Annotated in this window: 23 protein-coding genes, 2 pseudogenes and 1 riboswitch; of the genes and pseudogenes, 11 read left to right on the top strand and 14 right to left on the bottom strand. The window is 69.0% G+C overall.

All coding sequences use genetic code 11. The annotated features are described in order from the left end of the window. From RM423_RS08155 to RM423_RS08175, 5 genes and pseudogenes are all read right to left on the bottom strand, one after another. Complete coding sequence (locus tag RM423_RS08155) at positions 1–1,125, bottom strand: glycosyltransferase family 4 protein (RefSeq protein WP_311422522.1); 1,125 nt, start codon at positions 1,123–1,125, stop codon at positions 1–3. Next, the gene (locus RM423_RS08160; RefSeq protein WP_311422523.1) at positions 1,122–2,507 is read right to left on the bottom strand and encodes a hypothetical protein; all 1,386 of its coding nucleotides are present in this window, start codon (positions 2,505–2,507) and stop codon (positions 1,122–1,124) included. The genes RM423_RS08155 and RM423_RS08160 overlap by 4 nt, the downstream gene beginning before the upstream one ends. After that, entirely contained in the window at positions 2,504–3,769 is a 1,266-nt protein-coding gene (locus RM423_RS08165) for a C40 family peptidase (protein ID WP_311422524.1), read from the bottom strand. Before RM423_RS08165 ends, RM423_RS08160 begins: the two co-directional genes overlap by 4 nt. A 12-nt stretch (positions 3,770–3,781) precedes the next feature. After that, positions 3,782–3,942, bottom strand: a riboswitch (cyclic di-AMP (ydaO/yuaA leader). Between the two features lie 161 nt (positions 3,943–4,103). Further along, on the bottom strand, positions 4,104–4,322 hold the full coding sequence (locus RM423_RS08170; protein ID WP_311422525.1) for a hypothetical protein: 219 nt from the start codon (positions 4,320–4,322) through the stop codon (positions 4,104–4,106). Positions 4,323–4,407: 85 nt separating this feature from the next. Next, positions 4,408–4,604 (bottom strand): annotated as a pseudogene (locus RM423_RS08175) (NYN domain-containing protein); the annotation flags it as partial. 75 nt (positions 4,605–4,679) lie between these two features. On the opposite strand from RM423_RS08175, the gene RM423_RS08180 reads away from it, so the two are divergent. Together RM423_RS08180 and RM423_RS08185 are read left to right on the top strand one after the other, a co-directional pair. Next, on the top strand, positions 4,680–6,449 hold the full coding sequence (locus RM423_RS08180; RefSeq protein WP_311422527.1) for a DEDD exonuclease domain-containing protein: 1,770 nt from the start codon (positions 4,680–4,682) through the stop codon (positions 6,447–6,449). A gap of 10 nt (positions 6,450–6,459) precedes the next feature. After that, complete coding sequence (locus tag RM423_RS08185) at positions 6,460–6,747, top strand: Lrp/AsnC family transcriptional regulator (RefSeq protein WP_311422528.1); 288 nt, start codon at positions 6,460–6,462, stop codon at positions 6,745–6,747. A gap of 69 nt (positions 6,748–6,816) precedes the next feature. Here the strand turns inward: RM423_RS08185 and trpD are convergent, their stop codons facing one another. Together trpD and RM423_RS08195 are read right to left on the bottom strand one after the other, a co-directional pair. After that, positions 6,817–7,884, bottom strand: coding sequence for an anthranilate phosphoribosyltransferase (gene trpD, locus RM423_RS08190; protein ID WP_311422529.1), 1,068 nt, complete (start codon positions 7,882–7,884; stop codon positions 6,817–6,819). 8 nt (positions 7,885–7,892) lie between these two features. Beyond that, a complete protein-coding gene (locus RM423_RS08195) occupies positions 7,893–8,306 on the bottom strand; it encodes a hypothetical protein (RefSeq protein WP_311422530.1) in 414 nt (137 codons plus the stop codon). A gap of 200 nt (positions 8,307–8,506) precedes the next feature. Here RM423_RS08195 and ctaE point away from each other — a divergent pair, with 200 nt between their 5' ends. From ctaE to qcrB, 4 genes are read left to right on the top strand one after another with little or no spacing between them, the layout of a single operon-like run. After that, the gene (gene ctaE / locus RM423_RS08200) at positions 8,507–9,166 is read left to right on the top strand and encodes an aa3-type cytochrome oxidase subunit III (protein WP_396327648.1); all 660 of its coding nucleotides are present in this window, start codon (positions 8,507–8,509) and stop codon (positions 9,164–9,166) included. Positions 9,167–9,218: 52 nt separating this feature from the next. Beyond that, complete coding sequence (gene qcrC, locus RM423_RS08205; RefSeq protein ID WP_311422532.1) at positions 9,219–10,109, top strand: cytochrome bc1 complex diheme cytochrome c subunit; 891 nt, start codon at positions 9,219–9,221, stop codon at positions 10,107–10,109. Next, positions 10,106–11,182 carry a cytochrome bc1 complex Rieske iron-sulfur subunit gene (qcrA, locus tag RM423_RS08210; protein ID WP_311422533.1) on the top strand — a complete coding sequence of 359 codons (1,077 nt, stop codon included), beginning with the start codon at positions 10,106–10,108 and terminating at the stop codon, positions 11,180–11,182. Before qcrC ends, qcrA begins: the two co-directional genes overlap by 4 nt. Further along, on the top strand, positions 11,179–12,834 hold the full coding sequence (gene qcrB / locus RM423_RS08215) for a cytochrome bc1 complex cytochrome b subunit (protein WP_311422534.1): 1,656 nt from the start codon (positions 11,179–11,181) through the stop codon (positions 12,832–12,834). Before qcrA ends, qcrB begins: the two co-directional genes overlap by 4 nt. Positions 12,835–13,145: 311 nt before the next feature. Here qcrB and RM423_RS08220 read toward each other — a convergent pair whose 3' ends face one another. After that, a complete protein-coding gene (locus RM423_RS08220) occupies positions 13,146–13,574 on the bottom strand; it encodes a cytochrome c oxidase subunit 4 (protein ID WP_311422535.1) in 429 nt (142 codons plus the stop codon). 12 nt (positions 13,575–13,586) lie between these two features. Continuing rightward, positions 13,587–14,522 (bottom strand): aa3-type cytochrome oxidase subunit II, encoded by a 936-nt coding sequence (gene ctaC / locus RM423_RS08225; protein WP_311422536.1) that lies wholly within the window; start codon positions 14,520–14,522, stop codon positions 13,587–13,589. A 215-nt stretch (positions 14,523–14,737) separates the two neighbouring features. Here ctaC and RM423_RS08230 point away from each other — a divergent pair, with 215 nt between their 5' ends. The 4 genes and pseudogenes from RM423_RS08230 to RM423_RS08245 form a co-directional block, all read left to right on the top strand. Then, a complete protein-coding gene (locus RM423_RS08230; protein ID WP_311422537.1) occupies positions 14,738–15,325 on the top strand; it encodes a dTDP-4-dehydrorhamnose 3,5-epimerase family protein in 588 nt (195 codons plus the stop codon). A 1-nt stretch (position 15,326) separates the two neighbouring features. Then, positions 15,327–17,243: an asparagine synthase (glutamine-hydrolyzing) gene (gene asnB, locus RM423_RS08235; protein ID WP_311422538.1), complete on the top strand. Its 1,917-nt coding sequence runs from the start codon at positions 15,327–15,329 to the stop codon at positions 17,241–17,243. Between the two features lie 94 nt (positions 17,244–17,337). After that, positions 17,338–18,915 (top strand): GGDEF domain-containing protein, encoded by a 1,578-nt coding sequence (locus tag RM423_RS08240; RefSeq protein ID WP_311422539.1) that lies wholly within the window; start codon positions 17,338–17,340, stop codon positions 18,913–18,915. Beyond that, positions 18,855–19,277 (top strand): annotated as a pseudogene (locus RM423_RS08245) (EAL domain-containing protein); the annotation flags it as partial. The gene RM423_RS08240 and the pseudogene RM423_RS08245, both read left to right, overlap by 61 nt. A gap of 150 nt (positions 19,278–19,427) precedes the next feature. Here RM423_RS08245 and RM423_RS08250 read toward each other — a convergent pair. The 4 genes from RM423_RS08250 to RM423_RS08265 all read right to left on the bottom strand — a co-directional run bounded on the left by RM423_RS08250 (position 19,428) and on the right by RM423_RS08265 (position 23,255). Beyond that, positions 19,428–20,684 carry a 4-alpha-glucanotransferase gene (locus tag RM423_RS08250; RefSeq protein ID WP_311422540.1) on the bottom strand — a complete coding sequence of 419 codons (1,257 nt, stop codon included), beginning with the start codon at positions 20,682–20,684 and terminating at the stop codon, positions 19,428–19,430. A gap of 121 nt (positions 20,685–20,805) precedes the next feature. Next, positions 20,806–21,780, bottom strand: a complete 975-nt coding sequence (locus RM423_RS08255; protein ID WP_311422541.1) for a carbohydrate kinase family protein — start codon at positions 21,778–21,780, stop codon at positions 20,806–20,808. A gap of 155 nt (positions 21,781–21,935) precedes the next feature. Further along, the gene (locus RM423_RS08260; protein WP_311422542.1) at positions 21,936–22,325 is read right to left on the bottom strand and encodes a HesB/IscA family protein; all 390 of its coding nucleotides are present in this window, start codon (positions 22,323–22,325) and stop codon (positions 21,936–21,938) included. Between the two features lie 156 nt (positions 22,326–22,481). Beyond that, positions 22,482–23,255: a DoxX family protein gene (locus tag RM423_RS08265; RefSeq protein WP_311422543.1), complete on the bottom strand. Its 774-nt coding sequence runs from the start codon at positions 23,253–23,255 to the stop codon at positions 22,482–22,484. A gap of 306 nt (positions 23,256–23,561) precedes the next feature. Between RM423_RS08265 and RM423_RS08270 the strand changes: the two genes are divergently transcribed. Further along, positions 23,562–24,158 (top strand): DUF3043 domain-containing protein, encoded by a 597-nt coding sequence (locus RM423_RS08270; protein ID WP_311422544.1) that lies wholly within the window; start codon positions 23,562–23,564, stop codon positions 24,156–24,158. Between the two features lie 12 nt (positions 24,159–24,170). On the opposite strand, the gene RM423_RS08275 is transcribed toward RM423_RS08270, so the two are convergent. After that, positions 24,171–25,181 carry an aldo/keto reductase family protein gene (locus RM423_RS08275; protein WP_311422545.1) on the bottom strand — a complete coding sequence of 337 codons (1,011 nt, stop codon included), beginning with the start codon at positions 25,179–25,181 and terminating at the stop codon, positions 24,171–24,173. Positions 25,182–25,226 lie beyond the last annotated feature (45 nt).

Consider the following 25,226-nt stretch of genomic DNA (forward strand, 5'->3'; position numbering starts at 1 on the left):
CTACAGCCGCAGCAGCTCCGCCAGCCGGTCGCTCCTGGCGTCCCAGTCCCAGGAGGTCTCGACCCAGTCGCGCCCGGCCGCGCCCATCGTCCGGGCTCGGTCGGCATCGCTGAGCAGCCTCGCCAGCTCGGCCGCGACCGCGGCCACGTCCCGGCCGTTCACGACCTCGCCGGTGACACCGGGGCGCACCGCTTCCGGAGCACCGCCGGAGTTCCCCGCGATCACCGGCAGGCCGGATGCCGAAGCTTCGAGGAACACGATGCCCAGGCCCTCGACGTCCATTCCCATCCGCCTGGTCCGGCATGGCATCGCGAACACGTTCCCGGCGGCGAAGTGCTGGGGCAGCTCCTCGAACGGCACGCCGCCGGTCAGCACCACCTGCTCGGAGACTCCCACCCGTTTGGCGAGCTCGGTGAGCCGAGCGTGGTACGGCCCCTTGCCGACCATCAGCAGCGCCGCGTCCGGCACCTGTTCGAGCACGGCCGGCATCGCGCGGATCAGCACGTCCTGGCCCTTGCGCGGCACCAGCCGGGATACGCACACCACCACCGGACGTCCCGTCAGGCCGTGCCGCGCGCGGATGGCGGAGCCGTCGACGCCGGGGGAAAAGCTGTCGGCGTCCACGCCGGGCGGTAGCGGCACCAGCCGGGCGCGGGGTCCGAACGCGCCCGCGAGCCGCCGCCGGGTGTACTCCCCCAGGTAGGTCAGCACGTCGACGCGGTGACCGATGTGGCGCAGCGCCTGCCGGGCGCCGGGCAGCATCGCCCAGCCGATCTCGTGGCCGTGCGTGCTGGCGACCTGGCGGGTGACGCCGGCCGCACGAAGCGGGCCCGCCAGCAGTGCCAGCGGCGCCGCCGCCCCGAACCAGACGGACGTCGCGCCGACCTGGTTGCGGGTTTCGATGATCCGGCGTGCCGCGGCGACGGTGGGGACGAGCAGGCCGGTCGGATGCCGGCGTACCGGAAAGTCCTGCTGGGAGTCGAAGGCCGCCGCACCGGGGTAGTCCGAGCAGTACACCGCGACCTGGTCGGCGGGCAGCCGGCGGGCCAGCTCGTGGACGAAGGACTGGATGCCGCCCTGCCGCGGCGGAAAGTCGTTGGTGACGATCAACAGCTTGCGGTTCATCGCAGCTGGGCCTTCAGGTAGGCGCGCCACGAGCTGGTGAAGGCGACGACACCGGAGCCGAGCACCCGGCGCAGCCCCACCTCCGCCGCGGTGTCGGGGTCGGTGGCAGCGGCGGCACTCACCGCCTCATACAACCGCACGAGTCCCGGCTGGCCGGCTCGGCTCGCCACCAGCCGGCAGGCCAGCCACGACTCCTCGTACACCTGGGACAGCCGCTGGTTGCCGCCACCGAAGTCAACTGCCGTCGGGAGCGCGGCCGGAACGGTGCCGGCGTGGACCTCCGCCGCCAACTCCTGCGCTGCCTGGCGCACCGACTGCCTGGAGCCGAGGTTGCCCACGTAGTCGGCGAACCCCTCGATCAGCCAGGTCGGCAGCTGGTCCGAGGTCACCGCGCGGGTCGCGACATGGGTCAGCTCGTGCCGGACGACCAGCCTGCGACCGGCGGCGTCCAGGCGGCCGAGGGTGGTCGGGTTCAGCACGATGCGCGCGCCCAGGACTACGCCCGCCGGCGTGACGGAGTCGGCCACGGCCACCGCGGCCAGGTCCTCGCTGTCCGCGCCGTCGGCGGTCACCGCGGCGAACTCCGCGGCGGTGTCCGGGATCAGCACCGCAACGTGGTCGTTCCACGAACTCCCCCACACGCTCGTCACCACCGGCACCGAGCGCTCGACCAGGTCCGTGAAGGCGGCCAGTTCGGCACGGTGTGCGGGATGGGCGAGCACCAGCGTGTGCGCCGAGGCCCGGACGATCAGCGGCCCGAAATTCCACGGCCCCTGCCACGACGCGCCGCCCGGGCCCGTGGCGTCCGCGTCGCCGGCCAGCTTCCAACCGTCCGGCCGGTGGACGGCGGTCAGCCACAGGTCCCGGCCGGTCGGCGCGGGATCGACCACGGCGAAGGCGTATCGCAGCTGGACGTGCAGGATCACCGCCCGGCCGCCGAGCCGGACCGCGGCTGGAGCGAGAACGTCCGGATCGGTGACCGGGGCGGACAGGACATAGCGCCACGTCGTCAGCGGCACCCGCCTGAGGTTGCCGAGCACCGCGCGTTCGGTGTCGGTGTAGCGGCTGGCCGCGGCGGCGGGATCCAGGTCGGCCACCCAGCCCGCGCTGTCCCGGTGCTTCAACGCGTCGGCGTGGTGGTCGAGCACGCTCAGCACGGCCGTGACCTCAGCTGCGGACGGCGGGGCGCCGGACGCAGCCGAGCCGCTTCCTACCCCGCTGCCCCGCTGGTCCCCGGTCAGCGCCCGCCCGGCGAGCAACGCGATCACGGCGATGAGGACGAGGCCCAGCGACAGCGCCGGTCTGCTGGGACCGCGGCGGGACAGCACAACGGGCCGGACCGTGTCCGGTACACGCCCGTCGGCTTCGGACTGGAACGTCACCCGACCCGGCGCGCCCCTGAATAATCACTCTGGTAGGACAGCGACGCGATCTTGACGACGTCACCGGTGGTGGGCGCGTGGATGATCAAGCCCCCGCCGATGTACAGCGCGACGTGGTACGCGGGCGATCCGAAGAACACCAGGTCACCCGGCTGCAGCTCGCTCCGGCTCACCGACGAGCCCATGCCCTGCTGGGCAGCCGCACTGTGCGGCAGGTTGACACCGGCGTGGCCCCACGCCCAGGCGGTCAGTCCGGAGCAGTCGAACGAGTCCGGCCCGCTGGCGCCCCATACATAAGGCTTGCCGAGTTCGGCGCGAGCCGACGCGATTGCGGCAGCGGCGCCCTGGGATGCCTGCTGTGCCTGCGGAACGGCTGCTGCCGCCGGCGCCTGCTGTCGCGGCTGTTGCGGTGCCTGCTTTTGCTGCTGTTGCGGTGCCTGCTGTTGCGGTGCCTGCTGTTGCGGTGCCTGCTGTTGCGGTGCTGGCGGCTGCGGCTGCTGTTGCTTTTGCGGCTGTTGCTTTTGCGGCTGTTGCTTTTGCGGCTGTTGCTGTTGCTGTTGCGGTGCCTGGACCTGGGTGGCGGCCGGTCGCGGGGCGTCGACCACCTTGGCGACCTGCGCGGCGGTCGGTGGCGGCACCGGCGTGAAGAACTTCGCGCGCTCCGCGGCGGTGAGGGTGGCGAGCAATGCCTGGTACGTCTTCACCTGGGCATCGAGCGCGGCACGGCGCTGGGCGACGGCCGCGCGTTCGGAGACCGCGGTGGACACCGCATCCCTGGCCTTCTGTGAGGCGGTGTTCGAGATTGCGATGGCCTTGCTGGCCCGGGTGGCCACCTCACCCTGGTGCTGGGTGATCAGGGTCATCGACTGCATGGTCTGCAGGTAGCCGTCGGTGGAGGTGCTCGCCATCATCGCGGCGGTGCGGCTGAACGACGCGGACTTGTACTGGGTGGCCAGCGAGGCGGCGAGGTCGTGCCGCGTCGTCCGCACGGCGGCCTGGGCCTGTGACGCCTGCTGGGTGGCGAGCTCGGTGGAGTGCTGCGCGCCGACGACATCGAGCTGCGCCTTGTTGTACTGCTCAGCGAGTTGCTCGCTGGTCTTGGCCAGCGCCGCCAGCTTGGCGTTGACCGAGGTGGTGGTCTGCGCCGGCGACTTCGAGTGCGGGATTGCATCGGCAGCCAGCGGCGTCAGCAGAACTGCGCTGGTGATCACTGCGGAACCGATGACAGCGCGGCTGAGCCGCGAGGTACGAGTCAACGCCACTGTTGGCGGAACTCCTCTTCCAGTCGACCGCCTACCGAGTTAGCTGTCGGGTTCGGGCTTGGAAGTTGCCCTACGGAGCAGCGCGTACCGACCGCGTTACCGCGGCGGTACTACCCCGATTCACCCCAGAAAACCTTGGGTCCCCGGTTCGACCGTCTCAGCACCGACGTTCGGTCGGCCGCTGCGACGTGGTGTCGACTCGGCGGTGACATCCGGTGCCCCCAGGGTCAGGAGGCGGGTAGCCGGAATGCCTGGCCGAAGGCTACGTGACTCGGCTGCCACATCACAATCCGGCCTCGCCAGGCCGGTATGGCGAGGATCCCGCAGGCGCGAATCAGGCAATCGCGCTGCAACGCCGCGGAGTCTCGTCCGGCGGAGTGGTCGGCACCAGTCGCAGCGGTGGCAGCAGCCCGCCGGTTGCCAGCGCGCCCAGCGCGTCCTGCTCCGCACTGTCCAGCTCGATGGAGCCGGTTCGTGGGCCCAGCAGCACGGCCACCACGCAATCACCGCAGTTGATGTCGCGCACAGCGCAGGTGTCGCAGTCGATGAGCATGTCGCCCCTCCAGATCGTCCGGTGCCGGCGCTCGCGAGCCGGTCAGGGCAACCGTAGGAACAGGCACTGACAGTTCTGCCGGTGATCAGCCGCGCTCGAGCCGGGACAGCAGGATCTGCGCCGGCGTCGGCCACGCCCCGGCGGCTCGGGCGCTGCTCGCCACGGCCTGGTCAGAGCTGGCCACCACCACCGTTCGGCCGGGCGGTTCGGCCCGGAGCAGGTTCCGGATCAGGTCGTCGGCAAGCGGCCGGGAGCGCTGAACAGCACCCGCACCCCGCGCGGCGACGGCACCACGCCAACCCGCCGGAAGAGGTGCTTCGCCGTTTTCGTCGGACGTCACCGCTAGCGTGCCCGAACGTGAGCACGATAACCGTAGGTCAGCTGAGCCTGGACGCACTCGACGAGCCGCTGCACGCGACGACGTTCGTGGTGGTCGACCTGGAAACAACGGGCAGCACGTCCGCCTCGGACTCCATCACCGAGATCGGCGCGGTGAAGATCCGCGCCGGCGAGGTGCTGGGCGAGTTCGCGACGCTGGTCGACCCCGGCGTGCCGATCACCCCGTTCGTCAGCGTGCTCACCGGCATCACCGACCGGATGGTGTCGACCGCCCCGTCGATCGCGACGGTGCTGCCCGCCTTTCTCGAGTTCGCCGCCGGCGCGGTGCTGGTGGCGCACAACGCCCCCTTCGACGTGGGCTTCCTCAAGGCCGCCTGCGTGCGGCACGATCATCCGTGGCCGCATCCCCAGGTGGTCGACACCGCGGTGCTGGCGCGCCGGGTGCTCACCCGGGACGAGGTTCCCAATTGCAAGCTGGGCACCTTGGCGGGCTTCTTCACCGCCACCACGACGCCGAACCACCGGGCGCTGGCCGATGCCCGGGCGACGGTCGACGTGCTGCACGGCTTGATCGGCAGGCTCGGCACGCTCGGGGTGCATTCGCTGCCCGAGCTGCGGGGATTCACCTCCCGGGTCACCGACGCGCAGCGGCGCAAGCGCCATCTGGCAGACCCGCTGCCGCACTCCCCCGGCGTCTACGTCTTCGCTGACAGCACCGGCTCACCGCTCTATGTCGGCACCAGCAAGGATCTGCGCTCGCGGGTGCGGCAATATTTTGTCGCGTCCGAGACCCGTACCCGGATGGGCGAGATGGTGGGGCTGGCCGAATCCGTCGACTCGATCGTCTGCGCGCACGCGCTCGAGGCCCAGGTGCGCGAACTGCGGCTGATCACCTCGCTGAAGCCGCGCTACAACCGTCGCTCCAAGAACGGCGACCGGACGGTCTGGCTGAAGCTCACCCGCGAGGTGTTTCCCAGGCTCTCGGTGGTGCGCGAGGTCCGTTCCGACGGCGCGCACTACTTCGGGCCGCTGCGCTCCACCAGCCAGGCGGAGCAGGTGCGCGACGCCATCCACGACGCCGTTCCGCTGCGCCAGTGCACCGACCGATTGTTGCCCGGCAAGCCGGTTCGCGGCGCCTGCGCGCTGGCCGAGATCGGCAGGTGTCACGCCCCCTGCGAGGACCGCGTCGATCCGGCCGGCTACGCCGAGCTGGTGGCCCGGGTGGTGCGAGCGTGGCAGGCTGACGTGTCGGAGCTGATCGAGCCACTGCGGCACCGGCTCGACCAGCTCGCCGCGGACCAGCGTTATGAGGATGCCGCCGCGGTCCGCGACCGGATCGCCACCCTGGTTCGCAGCTGTGCCCGGATGCAGTCCCTGGGGACCCTGACGAGAATTGCCGAGCTGGTGGCAGCGCGCCCGGACGGCGGCGGCGGCTGGGAGCTGGCCGTCATCCGCCGGGGCCGGCTGGTCGGCTCCGAGGTGGCACCACGCGGAGTCGCGCCGATGCCCATCGTCTCCTCGCTGGTGGCGACCGCCGAGGCTATTCCGGACACCTCCGACTCGGCGACCATGGCCACCGTCGAGGAGTCCGAGATCCTGCTGCGCTGGCTGCAGGAACCGGGCGTGCGCCTGGTCGCCACCAGCGATCCGTGGGCCTCACCGGCGCGGGGGGCGGCGCGGCTGCGCAGCTGGCTGGCCTCGGCTGAGGGCGCGCGCCGCAGCGCGGACCCGTTCGCCGACCGCAGGAGGTTGCCGGTGAGCCACCAGCCGACCCGGTCCACGGCCTAAGATGCGGGGAATGATCACCACCATCGTCATGGTCAGCGTCGAGACCGACCGGATTCCCGAGGTCGCGCAGGCCATCGCCGACCTGGACGGGGTGAGCGAGGTCTACAGCGTCGCGGGTGACGTCGACCTGATCGCCATCGTCCGGGTTCGCGAGTTCGACCAGATCGCCGAGGTGATCGCCGGCCGGCTGAGCAAGATCGAGGGCGTGCTGCACACCGACACCCATGTGGCGTTTCGCGCGTACTCCCGGCACGACCTGGAGGCGGCCTTCTCGATCGGCTATACCGCCTCGGAATAGCGCCCGCCCCGGGGCTGGTCAGTGCGCCGCCCCCGCCGGCTGGTCAGTGCCGTACCGCCCCAGCGGCGGCTACCTGAGTGAGCTCTTCAGCCGCTGGCTCAGCGTGATCCACTCATCGAGCAGCGCCGAGCTGGCGCCACTGTCGATGGCGGCGGTGGCGATCGGCAAGCCATGCTCGATGGCGCCCTCCGCGGACCCCAGCTGGCCGTCGAAGGCGGCAATGGCGGCCGCCGCGTTGAGCAGTACCGCCTCACGCACCGGCCCACGCTCACCGGCGAGCAACCGCCGCACCACGTCGGCGTTGAAGGCCGCGTCTGCACCGCGCAACGCGTCCGGACCGGCGGGCGCGATGCCGAACACGGCCGGGTCGAGCACCGTCGCCCGCACCGAACCGTCGGTGACCAGCCACACCTTGGACGTGGTCGTGGTGGTCAACTCGTCCAGGCCGTCGTCGCCGCGGAACACCAGGGCGGTATCGCCCCGGTCGGCTAACACCTGGGCGATGACCGGGGCCATCCCGGCGTCATAGACCCCGATGGCCGCGGCAGTCGGGCGAGCGGGGTTGGTCAGGGGTCCGAGAAAGTTGAAGGCCGTGGGCACGCCCAGCTCGCGGCGTGGACCGCCGGCATGCCGCATTCCCGAGTGGAACACCGGTGCGAAGCAGAACCCGATGCCGACCTGGGCAACCGTGCTGGCGACAGCGCCGGCCGGCAGGTCGATGACCACACCGAGCCGTTCGAGCACGTCAGCCGTTCCGCAGGCCGACGACGCAGCCCGGTTGCCGTGCTTGACCACCGTCCGGCCGGCACCGGCCGTCACCAGGGCAGCCATGGTCGAGATGTTGACGGTCTGCGCGCGGTCACCACCGGTACCGACGACGTCGACGGCCCTGCGATCGACGGGCACCGGAGTGGACCGGGCCAGCATCGCCTGAACCAGGCCGCCCAGTTCGGCGGGAGTCTCGCCCTTGGCCCGCAGCAGTACCGCGAAGGCAGCCAGTTGGGCCGGGGTGGCGGCGCCGGACATGATCTCGTCCATCGCCCACGCCGTCACCTCGCTGGACAGCGCCGCTCTGTGCATCAGAGCCGACAGCACCTCGGGCCAGCTGAGCGCCACGGGCCGCCCGGCTTCGGCCACGCCGGCGCTCAGCGGACGACGGGAATGGCTGCCGCGTGCGCCCGCAGCGTGTCCGCGACGGTCGCCGCCGCGGTCACCGGGTCCAGGGGTCGCAGCAGGACGGCATCCGCCTCGGACCAGGCCGCCAGCCAGCGGTCCTGTGGACGCGCGATCAGCACGATCATCGGCGGGCAGTCGGCCAGCTCGTTCTTGAACTGCCGGCACAGGCCGACGCCGCCACTGGGCTGGGCGTCGCCGTCCAGGATGGCCAGGTCGATGTCGCCGGAGTCGAGCTGGTCCTTGAGCTGGCTGTAGTTGGCACACTCGACCCACTCGATGCGACCCGTGTCTGACGCCGCGCGGCGACCGACAGCCGAGCGAACATCCGATCGCACGTTGGCACGCTGGCTGTAGACCAGAACGGTGAGGCTGGCGGAGCTCATGACGGGTGCTTCTCTCTACGGGATCGACCGGGACCGCCGGGCGAGGACGGCTCGCCGAGAATGATATCGACAGCCGCCGCCGAACACCGCGCCCGCTCGGCTTGCACCTTAGGCTCCAGCGACGCACAAGTACGCGCGGACCCCCTGCCACACAACCTGCGAGATGAGGCAATAATGCAAGAGTGACGTCGACTGCACAGGTGGCTCCCGCGGAGCGCTTCCCTTCCTCCCAGGTTCACTCGCTCACGCGGCCGAACCTGGTCAGTGTCGGGACGATCGTCTGGCTGTCCAGCGAGCTGATGTTCTTCGCTGGGCTGTTCGCCATGTACTTCACCGTGCGCGCGAACAACATCGCCGTCTGGCCGGGCGCTCCGGCCGTGAACGGCCAGCCGGGCTACTCCGTGCACCTTGCCGTTCCGTACGCGACGGTGTTCACCGTGATCCTGGTGGCGTCGTCGATCACCTGCCAATGGGGCGTGTTCGCCGCTGAGCGTGGCGACGTCTACGGCGTCCGCCGCTGGTTCTTCGGCACCTTCCTGATGGGGCTGATCTTCGTCTGCGGGCAGGCGAACGAGTACCGCAACCAGGTGAACGAGTACCACCACCTCGTCAACGGCGTCCACGAGGCCGGTATGACGCTCTCGTCGTCCGGCTACGGCTCGGTGTTCTACCTCACCACCGGCTTCCACGGCCTGCACGTCATCGGCGGCCTGATCGCGTTCCTCTTCTATCTGGCGCGCACGGCGCTGGGCCGGTTCACGCCCGCCCAGGCGACGGCCGCCATCGTGGTGTCCTACTACTGGCACTTCGTCGACGTCGTGTGGATCGGGCTCTTCGCGACGATCTACTTGATCCATTGATATCAATCCACGCAACCAAGGTTCAGTGCGGCCGAAGAGCGAAAGGACGCCCATGACCGACGAGGAATACGTCGACGTGGACAGAGAACTCGGCTTCGAGCCGGCTGTCTCGGACAACACTGTCTTTGGCAACATCGGCCGCGCGCCGAAGACGCCCCGCAAGCACCGCGGCGGGCTGCGCCGACGGGTGGCGAGCTTCGCCGTCCTGGTCGGCGCGCTGACCACCGTCGGCGGCGGCTACGCCCTGCTCGCCCCGTCCTCGGGCGCGGACGACACCGCCTCGAGCAGCGCGGACGTGGCCAAGGGTCGCCAGCTGTTCGAGACCAGCTGCATCACCTGCCACGGCGCGAACCTGCAGGGCGTCACCGGCCGCGGTCCGACGCTGGTCGGTGTCGGCTCGGCGGCGGTCTACTTCCAGGTGAGCACCGGCCGCATGCCCGCGCCCTCCCAGGGCGCGGTGAACCTGCGCAAGGACCCCGAATTCAACGAGGCCGAGACCCTGCAGCTGGGGGCCTACGTCCAGTCGATCGGCGGCGGTCCGCAGGTTCCGGCTCCGGGAACCGATCTGCGCGCATCCGGTGCCGCGGTCGCCAACGGTGGCGAGCTGTTCCGGCTCAACTGCGCCTCCTGCCACGGCGCCACCGCCCACGGCGCCCCGCTCTCGGCCGGAAAGATCGCCCCGGCCCTCGACAAGGCAACCGACGCGCAGATCTACACCGCCATGATCACGGGTCCCGAGAACATGCCGGTCTTCTCGAACAACCAGATCACGCCTGAGCAGAAGCGCGAGATCATCGGGTACGTCGACTACCTGAGGGCCTCGAAGGACCCGGGCGGTGCCGGCATCGGCCGCCTCGGCCCGGTATCCGAGGGCATTGTCATCTGGACCGTGGGTATCGGTGCGCTGATGGTCACGATCTTGTGGATCGGAGCCAAGTCGTGAGTGAGGACAACAGCGGCGGGAGCTCTGACAAGAGGCCGTCCGTCGAAGAGCTTCGTGAGATGAGCACCGAAGAGGCGATGATCGCGGGCGCCGAGGTCGACGGTGTCTACCTCGTCCACCGGCGTGAGCGCTTCCCGATCGCCGGCACCCGGGCCGAGCGGCGCGCCGAGCGCACCATCGCCGGCGTCTTCATCCTGGGATTCCTCTCGGCGATCGCGTTCATCGTGGTCTTCTGCGGAGCCGTTCCGTACCAGTGGCGACTGCCCGGCGAGGGCAGGGCCTTCCATTACTTCACCCCGCTGCTCGGGGCGTTCCTGGGCCTGTCGCTGGCCTGCATGGGCATCGGTTTGGTGCTCTGGGCCAAGTGGCTGATGCCCGAAGAAGAGGCCGTACAGGATCGCCACGACGGCCCGTCCGAAGAGGCCGCCCAGCTGATGACGGCGGCAACGCTGACATCCGGGTTCCACGACATGGGGGTCGCGCGGCGCTCGATGCTGAAGATGACCTTCGGCGTGGCCGGTGGGGCGCTCGGCCTGGTTCCGCTGGTCGCCCTCGTCGGCGCCATGATCAAGAAACCGAATCGCGGTAAGAACGAGAGTCTCTTCCACACCATGTTCGCCAAGGGCGTGCCGCTGGTGTACGCCGACGGGCGGCGGGTCAGCCCCAACGACCTCGACGCGGGTGGCCTGGCCACCGTGTTCCCCGGAGTCGAGGGCGGCATCCGGGCCGGTGACTCGCCGACACTGCTGATCCGGCTCCGGCCGGGGCAGGTGGTGAAGTCGCGCAAGGGCCAGAACACCTTCGGCTGGGGCGAGTACGTCGCGTACTCCAAGATCTGCACGCACGCCGGTTGCCCCGCCTCGCTGTACGAGCAGCAGACCGGCCGCCTGCTCTGCCCCTGCCACCAATCGCAGTTCGACGTCCTGCAGGACGCCAAGCCGGTGTTCGGCCCCGCGACGCGCAGCCTGCCGAAGCTGCCGCTCGGCGTCGAAACTGTCGGTGACACGCAGTACTTTGTTGCTATGGGCGACTTCCCAGAAGCGGTCGGCCCGGCATTTTGGGAGCGACCATGAGCAGTGCCGACGACATCAGCCAGTCCCCCCGGGTGAAGCGGGCCAAGCGGTTCGACAAGCCGGCCACCCCGCAGGGCAAGGCCGCAAAGTGGGCTGAGGACCGGCTCGGCATCGCGGGCGGTGCCCGCCGCCAGCTGAACAAGGTCTTTCCGGACCACTGGTCCTTCATGATGGGCGAGATCGCGCTCTACTCGTTCATCCTGCTGATCCTCAGTGGCACCTTCCTCACGTTCTTCTTCGACGCCTCGATGGCCGAAGTGCGCTACGACGGCTCGTACGTCCCGCTCGACGGCGTGCAGATGTCGCGTGCCTACGCGTCCAGCCTGAACATCTCCTTCGACGTCCGCGGCGGTCTGGTCATGCGCCAGATCCACCACTGGGCGGCGCTGCTGTTCATGGCGTCGATGCTGATCCACATGTTCCGGGTGTTCTTCACCGGCGCGTTCCGCAAGCCGCGTGAGATCAACTGGCTGATCGGCCTCGGCCTGGTCACCCTGGGCCTGGTCGAGGGCTTCGCCGGTTACTCCCTGCCTGATGACCTGCTGTCGGGTACGGGCCTCCGCATCGCCGAGGCGATCGTGCAGTCCATCCCGGTCATCGGCAGCTGGGCCGCATACCTCGTGTTCGGTGGCAAGTTCCCGGGCACCGCCATCATCGGTCGGCTGTACATCGTGCACGTGCTGATCGTTCCGGGCGTTCTGGCCGGCCTGATCGGCGCTCACATGGCCCTGCTGGTGAAGCAGAAGCACACCGAGTTCCCTGGTCCGGGCAAGACCGAGGCCACGGTCAGCGGCGAGCGGATGTATCCGACGTACAGCCTCAAGGCCGGCGGCTTCTTCTTCATCGTCGCCGCGGTCTGCTGCGCGCTCGGCGGCCTCGCGCAGATCAACCCGATCTGGCTGTTCGGCCCGTACAACCCCGCCCAGGTGTCCTCCGGCTCGCAGCCCGACTGGTACATCGGATTCCTCGACGGGTCCACCCGCCTCTTCCCCTCGTGGGAGATCCGGTTGTTCCACCACACCATTCCGCCGCTGTTCTGGCCGACTCTGGTGCTGCCCGGGATCATGTTCGGACTGGCTGGCGCCTATCCGTTCCTCGAGGCGAAGCTGACCAAGGACCGCTTCTCCCACAACCTGCTGCAGCGCCCGCGTGACGTTCCGGTCCGCACGGGTCTCGGCGTCATGGCGATCAGCTTCTACGCGGTGCTGCTGGTGTCCGGTGGTAACGACCTGATCGCCAAGGCGTTCGACCTGTCACTGAACGCGATGACCTGGGCGGGGCGTATCGGTGTCCTGATCGTGCCGCCGCTGGCCTACGCGATCACCTATCTGATCTGCCTGGGCCTGCAGCGGCACGACCGCGAGGTCATCGAACACGGCATCGAGACGGGCGTCATCAAGCAGCTGCCCAACGGTGAGTTCATCGAGATCCACCAGCCGCTCGGCCCGGTGGACGACCATGGCCACGGGGTGCTGCAGTACGGCGGAACTCCGGTGCCGAAGCGGATGAACCAGCTCGGCAACCCGCACGGCGCCAAGGTCAAGGGCTTCTTCCGGCCGGTGCGCGAACGCGCCGACATCGAGGCCGAGCTTCGCCAGCTCGCCGAGGCGGAAGAGGCCGAGAAGAGCCGTCCTCGGGAACTCACCGACTAAGAAGACTGCGAACGATCTGTTCCAATCCGCGTCCAACCCTTTACTACGGGGCTGGGCGCGGATTTGTGCGTCACGGGGGACAGCTGCCGGCGCGGTCAATGCCAGGACCAGGGCTTCGGCGCGTTGACGCTGCGGTAGAGGATTGCCTTGACGTACCGCAGCGGATCGCCTCGACCGAGCGTGTGGCGGCCCCAGTTCAGAAGCGAGCGTGGGCACGGAGCAAAGGATGGTGCCGCACACTCTGCCGACGTACCAGCGCTGGGGTGGTTACCAGCTGCCTATGATGGCGCCATCACCGACCTGCGTGGGACTCAACGCAGCGGAGCGCGGTGACCTACGTAGTACTCGAACAGCAGACCACCGGTCGTGATGAGGATGAGCACGACACCGAGGGCAGCGAGCCAGATGAGAAAGAATGCCATGCCGATGCCCGTGACAGCGGCCGCCAGCGCGATACCGAAGGGCCAGTAGCTACCCGGGGAGAAGAAGCCCAGCTCACCGGCGCCCTCGGCGATCTCGGCATCGTTGCGGTCCTCGGGGCGGGCGTCGATACGACGTGACACGAACCAGAAGAACGATCCCCCGATGCCCAGCAGGCCGCCGGACATGACCAGTGCCGCGGTACCCGCTACTTCGATGCCGGCACCGTGCGAGGCGTGGTTGGTGAGCCAGGCGTAGACCGCCGCGATAACGAAGCAGAAGAGCGCGATCCACAGGAAGATTCGAGCTTCGAGCTTCATTGCTGCATCCCCCTAGTTGGAGCTGGCGCTGCACACCGTCGACGACTCCGTGGAGGCCGACCGGATTGTGCGACTCGTGTTGAACGGGTGGGTGGTCGTCGCGCAGGGAGTCTCGCCGATCGACTGCAGGGCCTTGCGCTGGCGTCCCGAGTCGCTGGACGGGATGGCCGCGAGGTTCGTCAGGTAGGCGTTGTAGTTCGCGGCCGAGACGACCCGCACCTCGAAGTTCATCTGCGAGTGGTAGGTGCCGCACAGCTCGGCGCAGCGACCGACGTAATGCCCGATCGTGGTCGCGCTGAACTCGAACTGGTTCGGCTTCGGCTGCGGGATCACGTCGCGCTTGAACAGGAAATCGGGCACCCAGAAGGAGTGGATGACGTCCCGGCTGGTTTCGATGATCCGCACCCGCTGGTGGACCGGAACCACCATGATCGGGATCTCGGTGGAGCTTCCGACGGTGGACAGCGAGGTGCCCGCGGACGGATCGCTGGCCGGGTAGTTCGTCGCCTGGGTCTGGCCGTTGACGGTGTTCGACTTGTACTCGAACTTCCAGTTCCACTTGAAGGCGTCGACCTGGATCGTGGTGGCCGGATTAGCCGTCGTCTTGTCGACGTAGTTCTCGGTCACCGCGGTGAAGTAGAAGAGGCCGGCGATGATCAGGAACGGCGCGATCGTGTACGCGACCTCGATCGGCAGGTGGTACTTCGTCTGCGTGGGCAGCAGGTCGTCGGTCTTGCGGTAGCGGAAGCAGCACCAGAAGATGAGACCCCACACGATCACGCCGACGATGAGGGCAGCCAGCGAGGACCAGGCCCAGAGGGCGCGAACCCGGTCGGCTTGGTTGGTGACGCCGGACGGGATGCCGAAGCGCAGTCGCTCCTCGCCATCGCGGGCGGTGCAGCCGGTCAGCAACACGGCTGAGCCGGCGAGTAGTCCGAGTCGCGACACACGTGACCTGAGACTGCGTTGCACTGGCGAAACCGCCTTTCTGAGCTACCTCCGGGCCCGCTTCTAGTCCCTGTTGAAAGACTAGCCGACACTGCCGGGCGGGGTGGCAGGGGTCTGCCGCGCTGGGCGCCGCGTGGTGGGCGCCTGAGTGGTGGGCGCGTCGGCCGGCATCCGACGTCCACGTCACCGGAAGTTCTCATGGGAAGATTGACCCCATGAGCGTGCACATCACCGACATGCAGTCCGCCACCACCGACATCGAGGGATTGCTCGTCCTGACCCTCAAACAGGTGCGCGACGAGCGCGGCAGCGTCCGGGAATTCTTCCGGGCCTCCGCGTACACCGACGCGGTGCCGGGCCTGGGCGACTGGCGCCAGATCAACGTGACCGAGTCCGGCCACGGTGCCGTCCGCGGGCTGCACGGCGAGGCGATGACCAAACTCGTGGCCTGCGTGTCCGGCGAGGCGTTCGGTGCCTATCTCGACGCCCGTCCCGAGTCCCCCAGCTACGGCGCGCTGGTCACCGTCCCGCTCTCCCCCGGCGTCCAGGTCCTGGTGCCGGCCGGGGTGTGCAACGGGTTCCAGTCCATGAGCGAGCAAGGCACTCAGTACCTGTACTGCTTCACCGAGGAATGGCGCCCGGGCATGGCGGGCACGGCGTTCTCACCGCTGGACGAGCAACTGGGGTTGCACTGGCCGATTCCGATCGACCCCGCCGACCCTGCCCAGATCTCGGCCAAGGACGCCGGAGCACTGCGCTTCAGTGACCAACCGGGCTTCAGCGACCAGCTGGCGAGCCGCTGACATGTGCGGACTGATCGGTTTCCTCGCGGCCGGCCCCGGCACCGCGCAACTGCCCGAGACCATCCGGCGGATCGAGATCGCGCGGGACGAGATGCGCCACCGCGGCCCGGACGACGGCGGCATCTGGTCCGACCAGGACGTGGTCATCGGCTTCCGGCGGCTGTCGCTCATCGACTGGGAGCACAGCCACCAGCCGCTGCCCTACCTGCAGAACCGCTACCACCTGATCTTCAACGGTGAGATCTACAACTATCTGGAGCTGCGGGAGCGGCTGACCGAGGAGTTCGGCGCCACCTTCAGCACCAACGGTGACGGCGAGGCGATCGTCGCCGGCTACCACTATCTCGGCGAGAAGATCGTGGAACTGCTCCGCGGGATGTTCTCGTTCCTCATCTGGGACTCCGAGGAGCGGGTGATGTTCGGCGCCCGCGACTGGTTCGGCATCAAGCCGCTGTACACCTACACCGACGAGCGTGGCTCGTTCTTCGCCTCGGACAAGAAGGCGCTGCTGTCGGTGGCGCCGGACGAGGTGTCCCAGGACGTCAACACCGAGGCACTGCAGCACTACCTGACCCTGCAGTACGTTCCGGAGCCCGCCTCGATGCACTCCCGGATCACCCGCATCGACTCGGGCAGCTGCTTCACGGTGCGCCCCGGCGAGGCAGTACGGACCCGTCGCTACTTCACGCCGGACTTTCCGATCAAGCCGGTGCCCGAGCCCGAGAAGCTGTACCACGAGATCGCCGAGGTGCTGCGGGACTCGGTGGCCAAGCACATGCGCTCGGACTTCACGGTCGGCGCCTTCCTGTCCGGCGGCATCGACTCCACCGCGATCGCGGCGCTGGCCAAGGAGCACAACCCGAAGCTGCTCACCTTCACCACCGGGTTCGAGCGCGAGGGCTTCTCCGAGATCGATGTCGCCGCGGAGTCCGCCGCCGCGATCGGTGCCGAGCACATCACCAAGGTGGTCACCCCGCAAGAGATGATGGACACGCTGCCGCTGATCATCTGGTATCTCGACGACCCGGTGGCAGACCCGGCGCTGGTTCCGCTGTACTTCATCGCCAGAGAGGCCCGCAAGCACGTCAAGGTGGTGCTGTCGGGTGAGGGGGCCGACGAGCTGTTCGGCGGCTACACGATCTACCGTGAACCGATCTCGCTGCGGCACCTGACCGCCGCGCCGGACCCCGTCCGGCGGCTGCTCGGCTCGCTGTCCAAGAGCCTGCCCGAGGGGATGCGCGGCAAGGACCTGCTACGCCGGTCGTCCATCGGGATCGAGGAGCGCTACTACGGCAACGCCCGGATCTTCCGTTCTGAAGAACTGGCGACCAGCAACCTGCTCAAGACCTACTCCCCCAAGGTGAGCTACACCGATGTCACCGCGCCGCACTACGCGGTGACCGGACACCTCGACGACTCGACCCGGATGCAGTACGTCGACCTGTTCACCTGGTTACGCGGCGACATCCTGGTCAAGGCCGACAAGATGACGATGGCGAACTCGCTGGAACTGCGGGTTCCGTTCCTGGACACCGAGGTGTTCCGGGCCGCTTCCACCATCCCGGTCGAGCAGAAGCTCACCAAGGAGACCACCAAGTACGCGCTGCGGCGCGCGCTGGCCGAGATCGTGCCGCCGCACGTGCTCAACCGCGCCAAGCTGGGCTTTCCGGTTCCGACCCGGCCATGGCTGCGCGATGTCATGTACGACTGGGCGCGCGACATCATCACCTCGGCCGGGACGGGGCATCTGATCGACACCGAGTCCGCACTGGCACTGTTGGACGCCCACCGGGACGGCCCGCACGACTACTCACGCAAGATCTGGACGCTGCTGGTATTCATGATCTGGCACGGCATCTTCGTCGAGGGCCGGATCAAGCCCGAGATCCCGCAAACCGTGTACCCGGTGGCCATCTAGCGGAAACCGGGCGTCTCGACTGGCGGCTTTCGCCGTAGTCTGGTTGTGTCGGTAGTGGCATTGGGTAACCGACTGACCACGTAGGAGTGATTGGGTGGAGCAGGGCAAGGCATCGGCGTTCGCTGATTTCGGATCAGCCGCACGTGCCGCCCTGGCTGACCTGAAAGACGGGACGGGCCTCGGCAGCTGGTTCGTCTGCCGTCGGGACGGTGAGGACTGCGTGGTTCTCGAAGCGGCCGACGACCTGCTCGACATCGTCCGTGGCACCGTGTACCGCTGGGACGACACCTATTGCGCTCGGGTCCTCGAAGGCGCTGACCCCGTGTCCATCGACGTGCGCGAGGTACCCGCCGTGGTGCACGCCCGGGAGGTGCTCGGCGTCGAGGTCGGTACCTGTGTCGCGGTTCCTCTGGTCGGGCCGGACCGCGCCGTACTGGGATTCCTCAACGGGGCCGGCCCCGGCGCGCACCTGGACGAGCTGCGGCGGCGGCTGCCCCAACTGCGGCTGCAGGCCGGCCTGCTCGGCGGTTGGCTCTCTCAGGAGCTGCGGATCGCGCAAGAGGTGCTGCGGGCGGAGCGCGCCGAGACCGCGTCCACCACGGACAGCCTCACCGGCGTCGGCAACCGCCGGGCCTGGGACGCCGCGCTGCTGGCCGAGGACTCGCATGCCCAGCTGTACGCGGACTCCTCCGCCGTCATCGTCATCGACCTGGACGCCATGAAAGCCATCAACGACCAGGGCGGCCACGAGGCCGGTGACCGCGCGCTCGTCCGCACCGCCGCGGTGCTGCGGGCCGGCTTGCGCGAGGACGACCTGATCGCACGGCTCGGCGGCGACGAGTTCGGGGTGCTGCTGCCGGCCACCGACCTGCGCGCGGCCCGGGCGATGGCCGACCGGCTGTTCCACAGCCTGCGGGTCGGAGGCGTGGCCTGCTCGCTGGGGGTCAGCGCGCGCCGCAGCGGCTCGGACCTCCGGCAGGCCTGGCGCGAAGCCGACGTCGACATGTACCGCAACAAAGCGCGGCGGGATGCCGCACCGGTGTCCGGTGCGATCCGCGAGAAGGCGGCGGCGCGCACCGGGCCGGCGACCGAGGCGACATCCGCTGACACCCCACCGGAACTCACCACCGTGGACGCGCTGCTGCGCCTGGTTCGCGACCAGCTCGGCATGCAGGTCGCCGTGCTGCACAAGCATCTGGACGCCAAGCAGCGGGTCCGCAACCTCCAGTCCAAGGTGGACTTGCCGGTCCATCGCGGTTACACCGACCTGCGCGCCGACGGGTACGGCCAGCTTCTGCTGGACGGCCTGGTACCCGCGGTGATCGGGGACACCAGCACCGTCGCCGTCCTGCGCGACCATCCCACGACCCGGGAGCTGCGCATCGGCTGCCATGTCGGGATCGCGCTGTACCGCGCCGACGGCAGCAGCTACGGAACCCTGAGCACGTTGTCGCAACGTCCGATCCCCGACCTTCGCCCGGCCGACGCCGACGTGCTGCTGGCGATCGGCCCGATCCTCATGAAGCTGGTGGAGCAGGAAGAGGACGCCGAGGACGGCCGGCACGCGTTCATCAGCAGGCTCGACTCCTGTACGCCAGCGGCGGACCGGCGATGGTCTACCAGCCGCTCTTCGACCTGCCGAGGCTGGTACCGGTCGGTGCGGAGGCGCTGAGCCGGTTCCCGCAGGGGACGCCGGACCCCGCCGACTGGTTCAGGAACGCCCACAGCGTCGGCCTCGGGGTGGAGCTGGAGCTGGCCGCGCTGTCCAACGCCTTCCCCTCGCTGGACGAGGTCACCGGCTTCCTGTCGGTCAACGTCTCATCGGAGACGGTGTGCTCGCCGAAGTTCGGCCGGATGCCGGCCGCGCTGCCCATGCACCGGATCGTCATCGAGCTCAACGAGGCACTGGGGCCGCTACGGCGCAACGGCCTGCGGGTGGCGATCGACGACGCGGGCGCGGGGTACGCCTGCATGCGGCACATCCTCAGCATCGTCCCGGACTTCATCAAGCTCGATCTGAGCCTGGTGCGTGGCATCGACAGCGACCTTCCCCGGCAGGCGCTGGCTGCCGCGCTCGCCGCCTTCGCCTTCACCACCGATGCCCTTGGTGGTGGCCGAGGGGATCGAGACGGTCGCCGAGCTCGCCACCCTGGAGCGCCTGGGCATCCACTACGGCCAGGGCTATCACCTCGGCCACCCGTCCTCGGCTGTCACCGCCCGCTCCAGCGTCCCCGCAATCTGCCGCGCGAGCGGCTGGCTCTGCAGTACGTCGAGGGGCACCGGCAGCGCCAGGCACCAGTTCTCGCGATCGGTGCTACCCGGCACGTTCGGGCGCGCCCGGACCGCCAGGGCGTCGTCCAGTGAGGCCGCCAGCAGCCTGCACTCCGATTCGGCCAGGGCGGCATAGGCGGGCTGCACCGCGGTCTCGTCGTCGTCGGCCGGTTTGACACCGGCTTCCAGCAGCAGCGAGCGCATCTCGTCCTGGCGCGCTTCGGTCGCCCGGACCCCATGCTCGAGCTGGTCAGCGAGATCCGTACCGGAGCAGATGCCGGCCACCGTCGGCAGGTCGTGGGTGCTCACACTGGCCATCGCGGCGGGCGGCCACTCCGACGGCGGGTCGGACTCGAACCAGAACACCTCGCTGGACAGGATGCCGCGGTCGCGCATCGCGTCCCGGACGGCCTCTTCCACCGTGCCGAGGTCCTCGCCGACGACCACGGCGCCGGCGCGGACGCTCTCCAGGCACACGATGTCGAGCAGATCCTCCAGTGGATACCGGACGTAGCCGCCGTGCGTCGCCGGCTGGTCCTTCGGAATCCACCACAGCCGGGACAGCCCGATCACGTGATCCACCCGCAGCCCGCCGCCGCGGGTCAGGGTTGCCCGGATGGAGTCGATGAACGGCTGGTAGTCGGCCTGGCGCAACCGCCACGGGATGAACGGCGGCATGCCCCAGTCCTGACCGCCGGCATTGAAGGCATCCGGCGGAGCACCGACCCCGGCCCCGTCGGCCAGCAGGTCCTGCCACGCCCAGGCGTCCGCGCCGGACGGGTCCACCCCGATCGGCAGGTCCTGGACCACGGCGACCTGCTCGTCGAGGCTGTCCAGCTGCTGCGTGATCAACCACTGCAGCCAGGCGTGGAAGTCGATCTCCGCTCGGGCGCTATCCGCGAACTCGGCGATTCCGGGGCCGTCCGGACGGCGCACCTCGTCGGGCCACTCCCGCCACGTCGAGCCGTGCCGGTCGGCCAGCGCGCACCAGGTCGCGAACTCGGCAAGCCCCTGGCCCTGCCCGGCCTGCCAGCGCCGGAAGTCCGCTCCCGGCGGAGCGGCCTGGAAGATCGCCTCCAGGGCGGCCCGCTTCAGCGGCCACACCCGGTCGCGATCGACCAGCGGCGCGAGGTTCAGCGCACGCCCCTGGGCCGCCCTGTTCCTGGTCATCACCGTCGAGATAGCTGCTGTCCACTCTCCACGCGTCTGTCATTCCTCCAGCATGTGTCATAAAGCCTAGGTTCGCATCGACCGGACGCCAGGGCTCGCGGTCAGCTGCCCAGCATGATTCTCAGCTGCCCAGCAGCGGCAGCACCTCGGCGGCGGCCTCGTCCCCGTAGGACTCCGCGAGCCGCTCCGCGAAGTCGGCCGGCTTGACCTGGTACTCCTGGGTGCCGACCGTCTCGAGCACCAGCGTCGCCAGCAGGCTGCCGACCTGGGCCGACCGCTCCCAGGACAGTCCCCAGGTGCGGGCCGACAGCAGGCCGGCGCGGAAGCCGTCGCCGACACCGGTCGGATCGATCTTGGCGCGCTCACGGGCCACCGGCACGTGCACCCGTTCGATGTCACGGCCGACGATCTCGACGCCGTCCTTGCCCTGCGTGGTGATCCGGACATGCACCTGCGCCAGCACATCCCCCTCGGACAGGCCGGCCTTGGACTCGAGCAGGTTCTTCTCGTAGTCATTGGTGAACAGCAGTTCGGCGCCCTCGACCAGGCCGCGCAGCTCGTCGCCGGTCATCCGGGCGATCTGCTGGGACGGGTCCGCGGCGAAGCGGTACCCGCGCTCGCGGGCCTCTACCGAGTGACGGACCATCGCGGCGGGATCGTCGGCGCTGATGACGATCAGGTCGGCGCCGGTCCGCTCGACGGCGGGCTTCAGCTCGATGTTGCGTGCCTCGCTCATCGCCCCGGCGTAGAAGGACGCGATCTGGCACATCTCTTCATCAGTGGTGCACACGAAACGTGCCGTGTGGTGCTCGTCCGAGACGTACACGGACTCACAGTCCACGCCGTTGCGCTCGAGCCACGCCTGGTAATCGGCGAAGTCCCGGCCGACCGCGCCGACCAGAATGGGGCGCTCGCCGAGCTGACCCATTCCGAACGCGATGTTGGCGGCCACACCGCCGCGGCGAACCACGAGGTCGTCGACGAGGAAGCTCAGAGAAACCTGATGGAGCTGGTCGGCGAGCAACTGCTCTGAGAACCGGCCAGGAAAGTGCATCAGGTGGTCGGTCGCGATGGACCCGGAGAGGAGGACAGGCATATCCGTCAGATTACCTGGGCTACTGCCCCGCAGTGGCACAGGCCGACCCGGACGGCGCGGCCCGGCGGATACGCAACGGGCGCCACCGGCACCCCTGTCGGAGTGGGGTGACGCCCGTCGGAAAGCGGAGAAGTGCCTTGGCGAACGAGAGAGACTCAGCCGCAGAACGAGTTACCGCAGGCGCAGCCGCCGCCGGCGTTCGGGTTGTCGATCTCGAAACCCTGCTTCTCGATGGTGTCGGTGTAGCTGATGGTGGCGCCGACGAGGAGCGGCACGCTGGTGCGGTCGACGACCAGGGGAACCGTACCCTCGGCTCCGCTCAGCGGCTGGTCGATGGCGATGTCGCCGTCGAGCGCGCGCTCGTCGAAGAACAGCTGGTACTGCATGCCGGCGCAACCCCCCGGCTGGACCGCGACACGCAGGCGAAGGTCGCTGCGTCCCTCGGCGTCGAGCAGCTCGCGAACCTTCAGCGCTGCCGCGTCGGTCAGGGCGAGCGGCGCGGTGTCGGCGCCCGGCGTGGTGATGGAAATCTCGGTGGCAGTCATTCGGTCCCCAAACTTGTGCTGATGAGCCGGAGCTCAGCGGTATGCGTTGCGTTGTCCAGACGTGCGTGTTGCCAGGCGTAGCTGCAGCGGTTCGATATCGACAACTTCTGCGGTCCCGCTGCTATTTCCGATAGTACGGCCCGAACCACCAGCACACTACTGGTCGGAATCGCGCCGGTCCTCATCCCACAGCGAGTTCCCCTCAGGCGCGGGCGCCGGTTGCTCGATCCGGGTGGCTCCCGAACGCTCAGCCCGCTCGCCGACCGGCTGCTCCGGCCGACGCGGAACGGGCAGCTGCTCCGTCCGGTTGTCGCGCCACTGTGCCGACGGCGGCTCGCCCTGCAACCGGCGCCGGGAATCCTCCAGCTCGGAGTCCCGGAAGCTCGGCTCGTCATCGTCGCGGGCGTTGTACTTGGCCCGTGCCCTGGAGATCAGCCAGTCCAGCGACAGCGGACCGGCACCCCCGAGCAGGAACACCGACAGCCCGGCCGCGACCGCGAGGTCGACCGAGGTGAACCAGCCGCTGGAGCCGGTGTACTGCTTCACGCCACCCCAGTCGATGCTCAGCACGATCATGGCGGCGAGCACCATCCCGCCCAGCGCGGCAATGCGGGTCAGCAGCCCCACCAGCAGTCCGAGTCCGATGGCGATCTCGGCGAACGCCGTGACATGGCCGAGCAGCGACGGGTGGTCGCTCAGCGGGCCCAGCGCCGCCCCGATGGGAGTGCCGTTCCTGGCGGCGTCAACCGAGGCCTTTAGACCGGTGGGCGACGCGGGGTCGAAGAACCCGGGGTAGACGAGCTTGGCGTAGCCGGCAAACAGGAAAAGTGCGGTCAGGAACAGTCGCAGCGGCACGACCGCCCAGCTGTTTCCGCGTCGTGGCCGGGCGGACTCGTAGCGACGCCCACGGACTGTTTCGATGTTGCTCATTGGTATCGCGTCCTCTCGCGGCGAGGCGAACAGCAAGGCGAACTGATCGCGCGCCCTGCCTGCGGAACGGCACGCGCCGCCTTCCGCACGGCCCCATGCCGACTTCGAGCCCCCCAGGAGGCAGACTGTTAGCCGTGACCCGGCAGTGCGTGCTCTAAGGATGCATACGCAGTGCGGGGTCAGGCGGTTCAACACACGTTGACGGGGCTTTGCTCAACAAGCTGGTTCCGGCGCCGCCGCGTCCTGTGCCACCGTCCGTAAACGGCGTACACCATCCGTAACGGCCGAACCAGAAAGCATGGATCCTTGAAGCTGCCACGCCGCAAGGGCACCGCCACCAGTGTCGAGATCGAGCCGCCCGAGGTCGTCGCATCCGGTCCGGGAGCGTCGAAGGGACGGCCCACGCCGAAGCGGCGCACCGCCTCGGTACCGCCGCCGCCCGCGCCTCGCACGCGCAAAGAGGCGATGGCCTGGCAGAAGCAGCAAGGCGCCAAGGCAAAGGTCGCCGGCCAGAAGAAGCTCTCCCCCGCCGAGTACAAGCAAGCGCTCAAGACCGGTGACCCGCGGGTGCTGCCGCGCCGCGACCAGGGACCGGTCCGGGCGCTGGCCCGCGACTACGTCGACTCCCGGCGGATGGCCTCCAACTACCTGCTGCTGCTCTTTCCGCTGATGCTCATCGGCTACGTCATCCGACCGCTGCAGATCATCACACTGGCGCTGTTCGCGCTGCTGCTCGCGGAATGGATGCTGGCAGGCAGCCGCATCCGCAAGCTGGCACTGGAGCGCGGGATGCAGACCAAGGAGTCCGCGATCTCGCTCGGCTTCTACGCCGGCAGCCGGGCGTACTTTCGGCGCAGCTGGCGCCGGCCGATGCCGGCCGTGGAGCCCGGCGACAAGATCTAGGCAGCCGCTCAGTTACGCGGGACGGCTGGTCGGCGCGTTCTCGGCGGTCTTGGCCGGATCACGCACGACGGTATCGCCCAGCACCTCGTCGATGCGCTTGAGCGCCTCGTCCGGAATCCGCACTCCGGCGGCCTTGACGTTCTCGGCGACCTGCTCGGGGCGTGACGCACCCACCAGGGCGGCCGAGACGTTGTCGTTCTGCAGCACCCAGGCCACGGCGAGCTGGGCCATCGTCAGGTTCAGCTCGTCGGCCACCGGCTGCAGCTGCTGAACCCGGGTGAGCACGTCGTCGTTCATAAAGCGCTTGATCATGTCGGCGCCACCGTTGGTATCGGTGGCACGGGAGCCCTCCGGCGGGGCCTGCCCCGGCCGGTACTTCCCGGTGAGGACGCCCTGCACGATCGGGGACCACACGATCTGGCCGATGCCGAGTTCCCGCGAGGTCGGAACCACCTCATCCTCGATGACGCGCCACAGCATCGAGTACTGCGGCTGGCTCGAGATCAGGCCGAAGCCGAGCTCCTTGGCCAGCGCGTGACCGGCGCGCAGCTGGTCGGCCGTCCACTCGCTGACCCCGATGTAGAGCGCCTTGCCGGAGCGGACGACGTCGGCGAAGGCCTGCATCGTCTCTTCCAGTGGGGTCTCGGTGTCGTAGCGGTGCGCTTGGTACAGGTCCACGTAGTCGCTCTGCAGTCGGCTGAGCGAGCCGTTGACGGATTCCATAATGTGCTTGCGGGACAGGCCGACATCGTTGTGACCGCCGGGTCCGGTCGGCCAGTACACCTTGGTGAAGATCTCCAGGGACTCACGCCGCTCGCCCTTGAGCGCCTCGCCCAGCACCGTCTCAGCCTTGGTGTTGGCGTAGGCGTCCGCCGTGTCGAAGGAGCTGATGCCGGCTTCGAGCGCAGCCCGCACGCAGCTGGTCGCGACCTCGTTCTCTATCTGGGAACCGTGCGTGAGCCAGTTGCCGTAGGTGATCGCCGAGATCTTGAGTCCACTGTTTCCGAGGTATCTGAATTCCATGATCTCGACCCTATGCCGCCGTGCGCGGCGGCTGCCACCCTGCCC

This window comes from Jatrophihabitans lederbergiae (assembly GCF_031845305.1).
GTDB lineage: Bacteria > Actinomycetota > Actinomycetes > Mycobacteriales > Jatrophihabitantaceae > Jatrophihabitans_A > Jatrophihabitans_A lederbergiae.

Excerpts from the sequence above, each read along its gene's own strand:
- RM423_RS08155 (WP_311422522.1), bottom strand. The coding sequence starts at position 1,125 with ATGAACCGCAAGCTGTTGATCGTCACCAACGACTTTCCGCCGCGGCAG.
- RM423_RS08170 (WP_311422525.1), bottom strand. The coding sequence starts at position 4,322 with ATGCTCATCGACTGCGACACCTGCGCTGTGCGCGACATCAACTGCGGT.
- RM423_RS08185 (WP_311422528.1), top strand. The coding sequence starts at position 6,460 with ATGATCACCACCATCGTCATGGTCAGCGTCGAGACCGACCGGATTCCC.
- RM423_RS08195 (WP_311422530.1), bottom strand. The coding sequence starts at position 8,306 with ATGAGCTCCGCCAGCCTCACCGTTCTGGTCTACAGCCAGCGTGCCAAC.
- qcrC (WP_311422532.1), top strand. The coding sequence starts at position 9,219 with ATGACCGACGAGGAATACGTCGACGTGGACAGAGAACTCGGCTTCGAG.
- qcrB (WP_311422534.1), top strand. The coding sequence starts at position 11,179 with ATGAGCAGTGCCGACGACATCAGCCAGTCCCCCCGGGTGAAGCGGGCC.
- RM423_RS08220 (WP_311422535.1), bottom strand. The coding sequence starts at position 13,574 with ATGAAGCTCGAAGCTCGAATCTTCCTGTGGATCGCGCTCTTCTGCTTC.
- RM423_RS08230 (WP_311422537.1), top strand. The coding sequence starts at position 14,738 with ATGAGCGTGCACATCACCGACATGCAGTCCGCCACCACCGACATCGAG.
- asnB (WP_311422538.1), top strand. The coding sequence starts at position 15,327 with ATGTGCGGACTGATCGGTTTCCTCGCGGCCGGCCCCGGCACCGCGCAA.
- RM423_RS08250 (WP_311422540.1), bottom strand. The coding sequence starts at position 20,684 with ATGACCAGGAACAGGGCGGCCCAGGGGCGTGCGCTGAACCTCGCGCCG.
- RM423_RS08255 (WP_311422541.1), bottom strand. The coding sequence starts at position 21,780 with ATGCCTGTCCTCCTCTCCGGGTCCATCGCGACCGACCACCTGATGCAC.
- RM423_RS08260 (WP_311422542.1), bottom strand. The coding sequence starts at position 22,325 with ATGACTGCCACCGAGATTTCCATCACCACGCCGGGCGCCGACACCGCG.
- RM423_RS08265 (WP_311422543.1), bottom strand. The coding sequence starts at position 23,255 with ATGAGCAACATCGAAACAGTCCGTGGGCGTCGCTACGAGTCCGCCCGG.
- RM423_RS08275 (WP_311422545.1), bottom strand. The coding sequence starts at position 25,181 with ATGGAATTCAGATACCTCGGAAACAGTGGACTCAAGATCTCGGCGATC.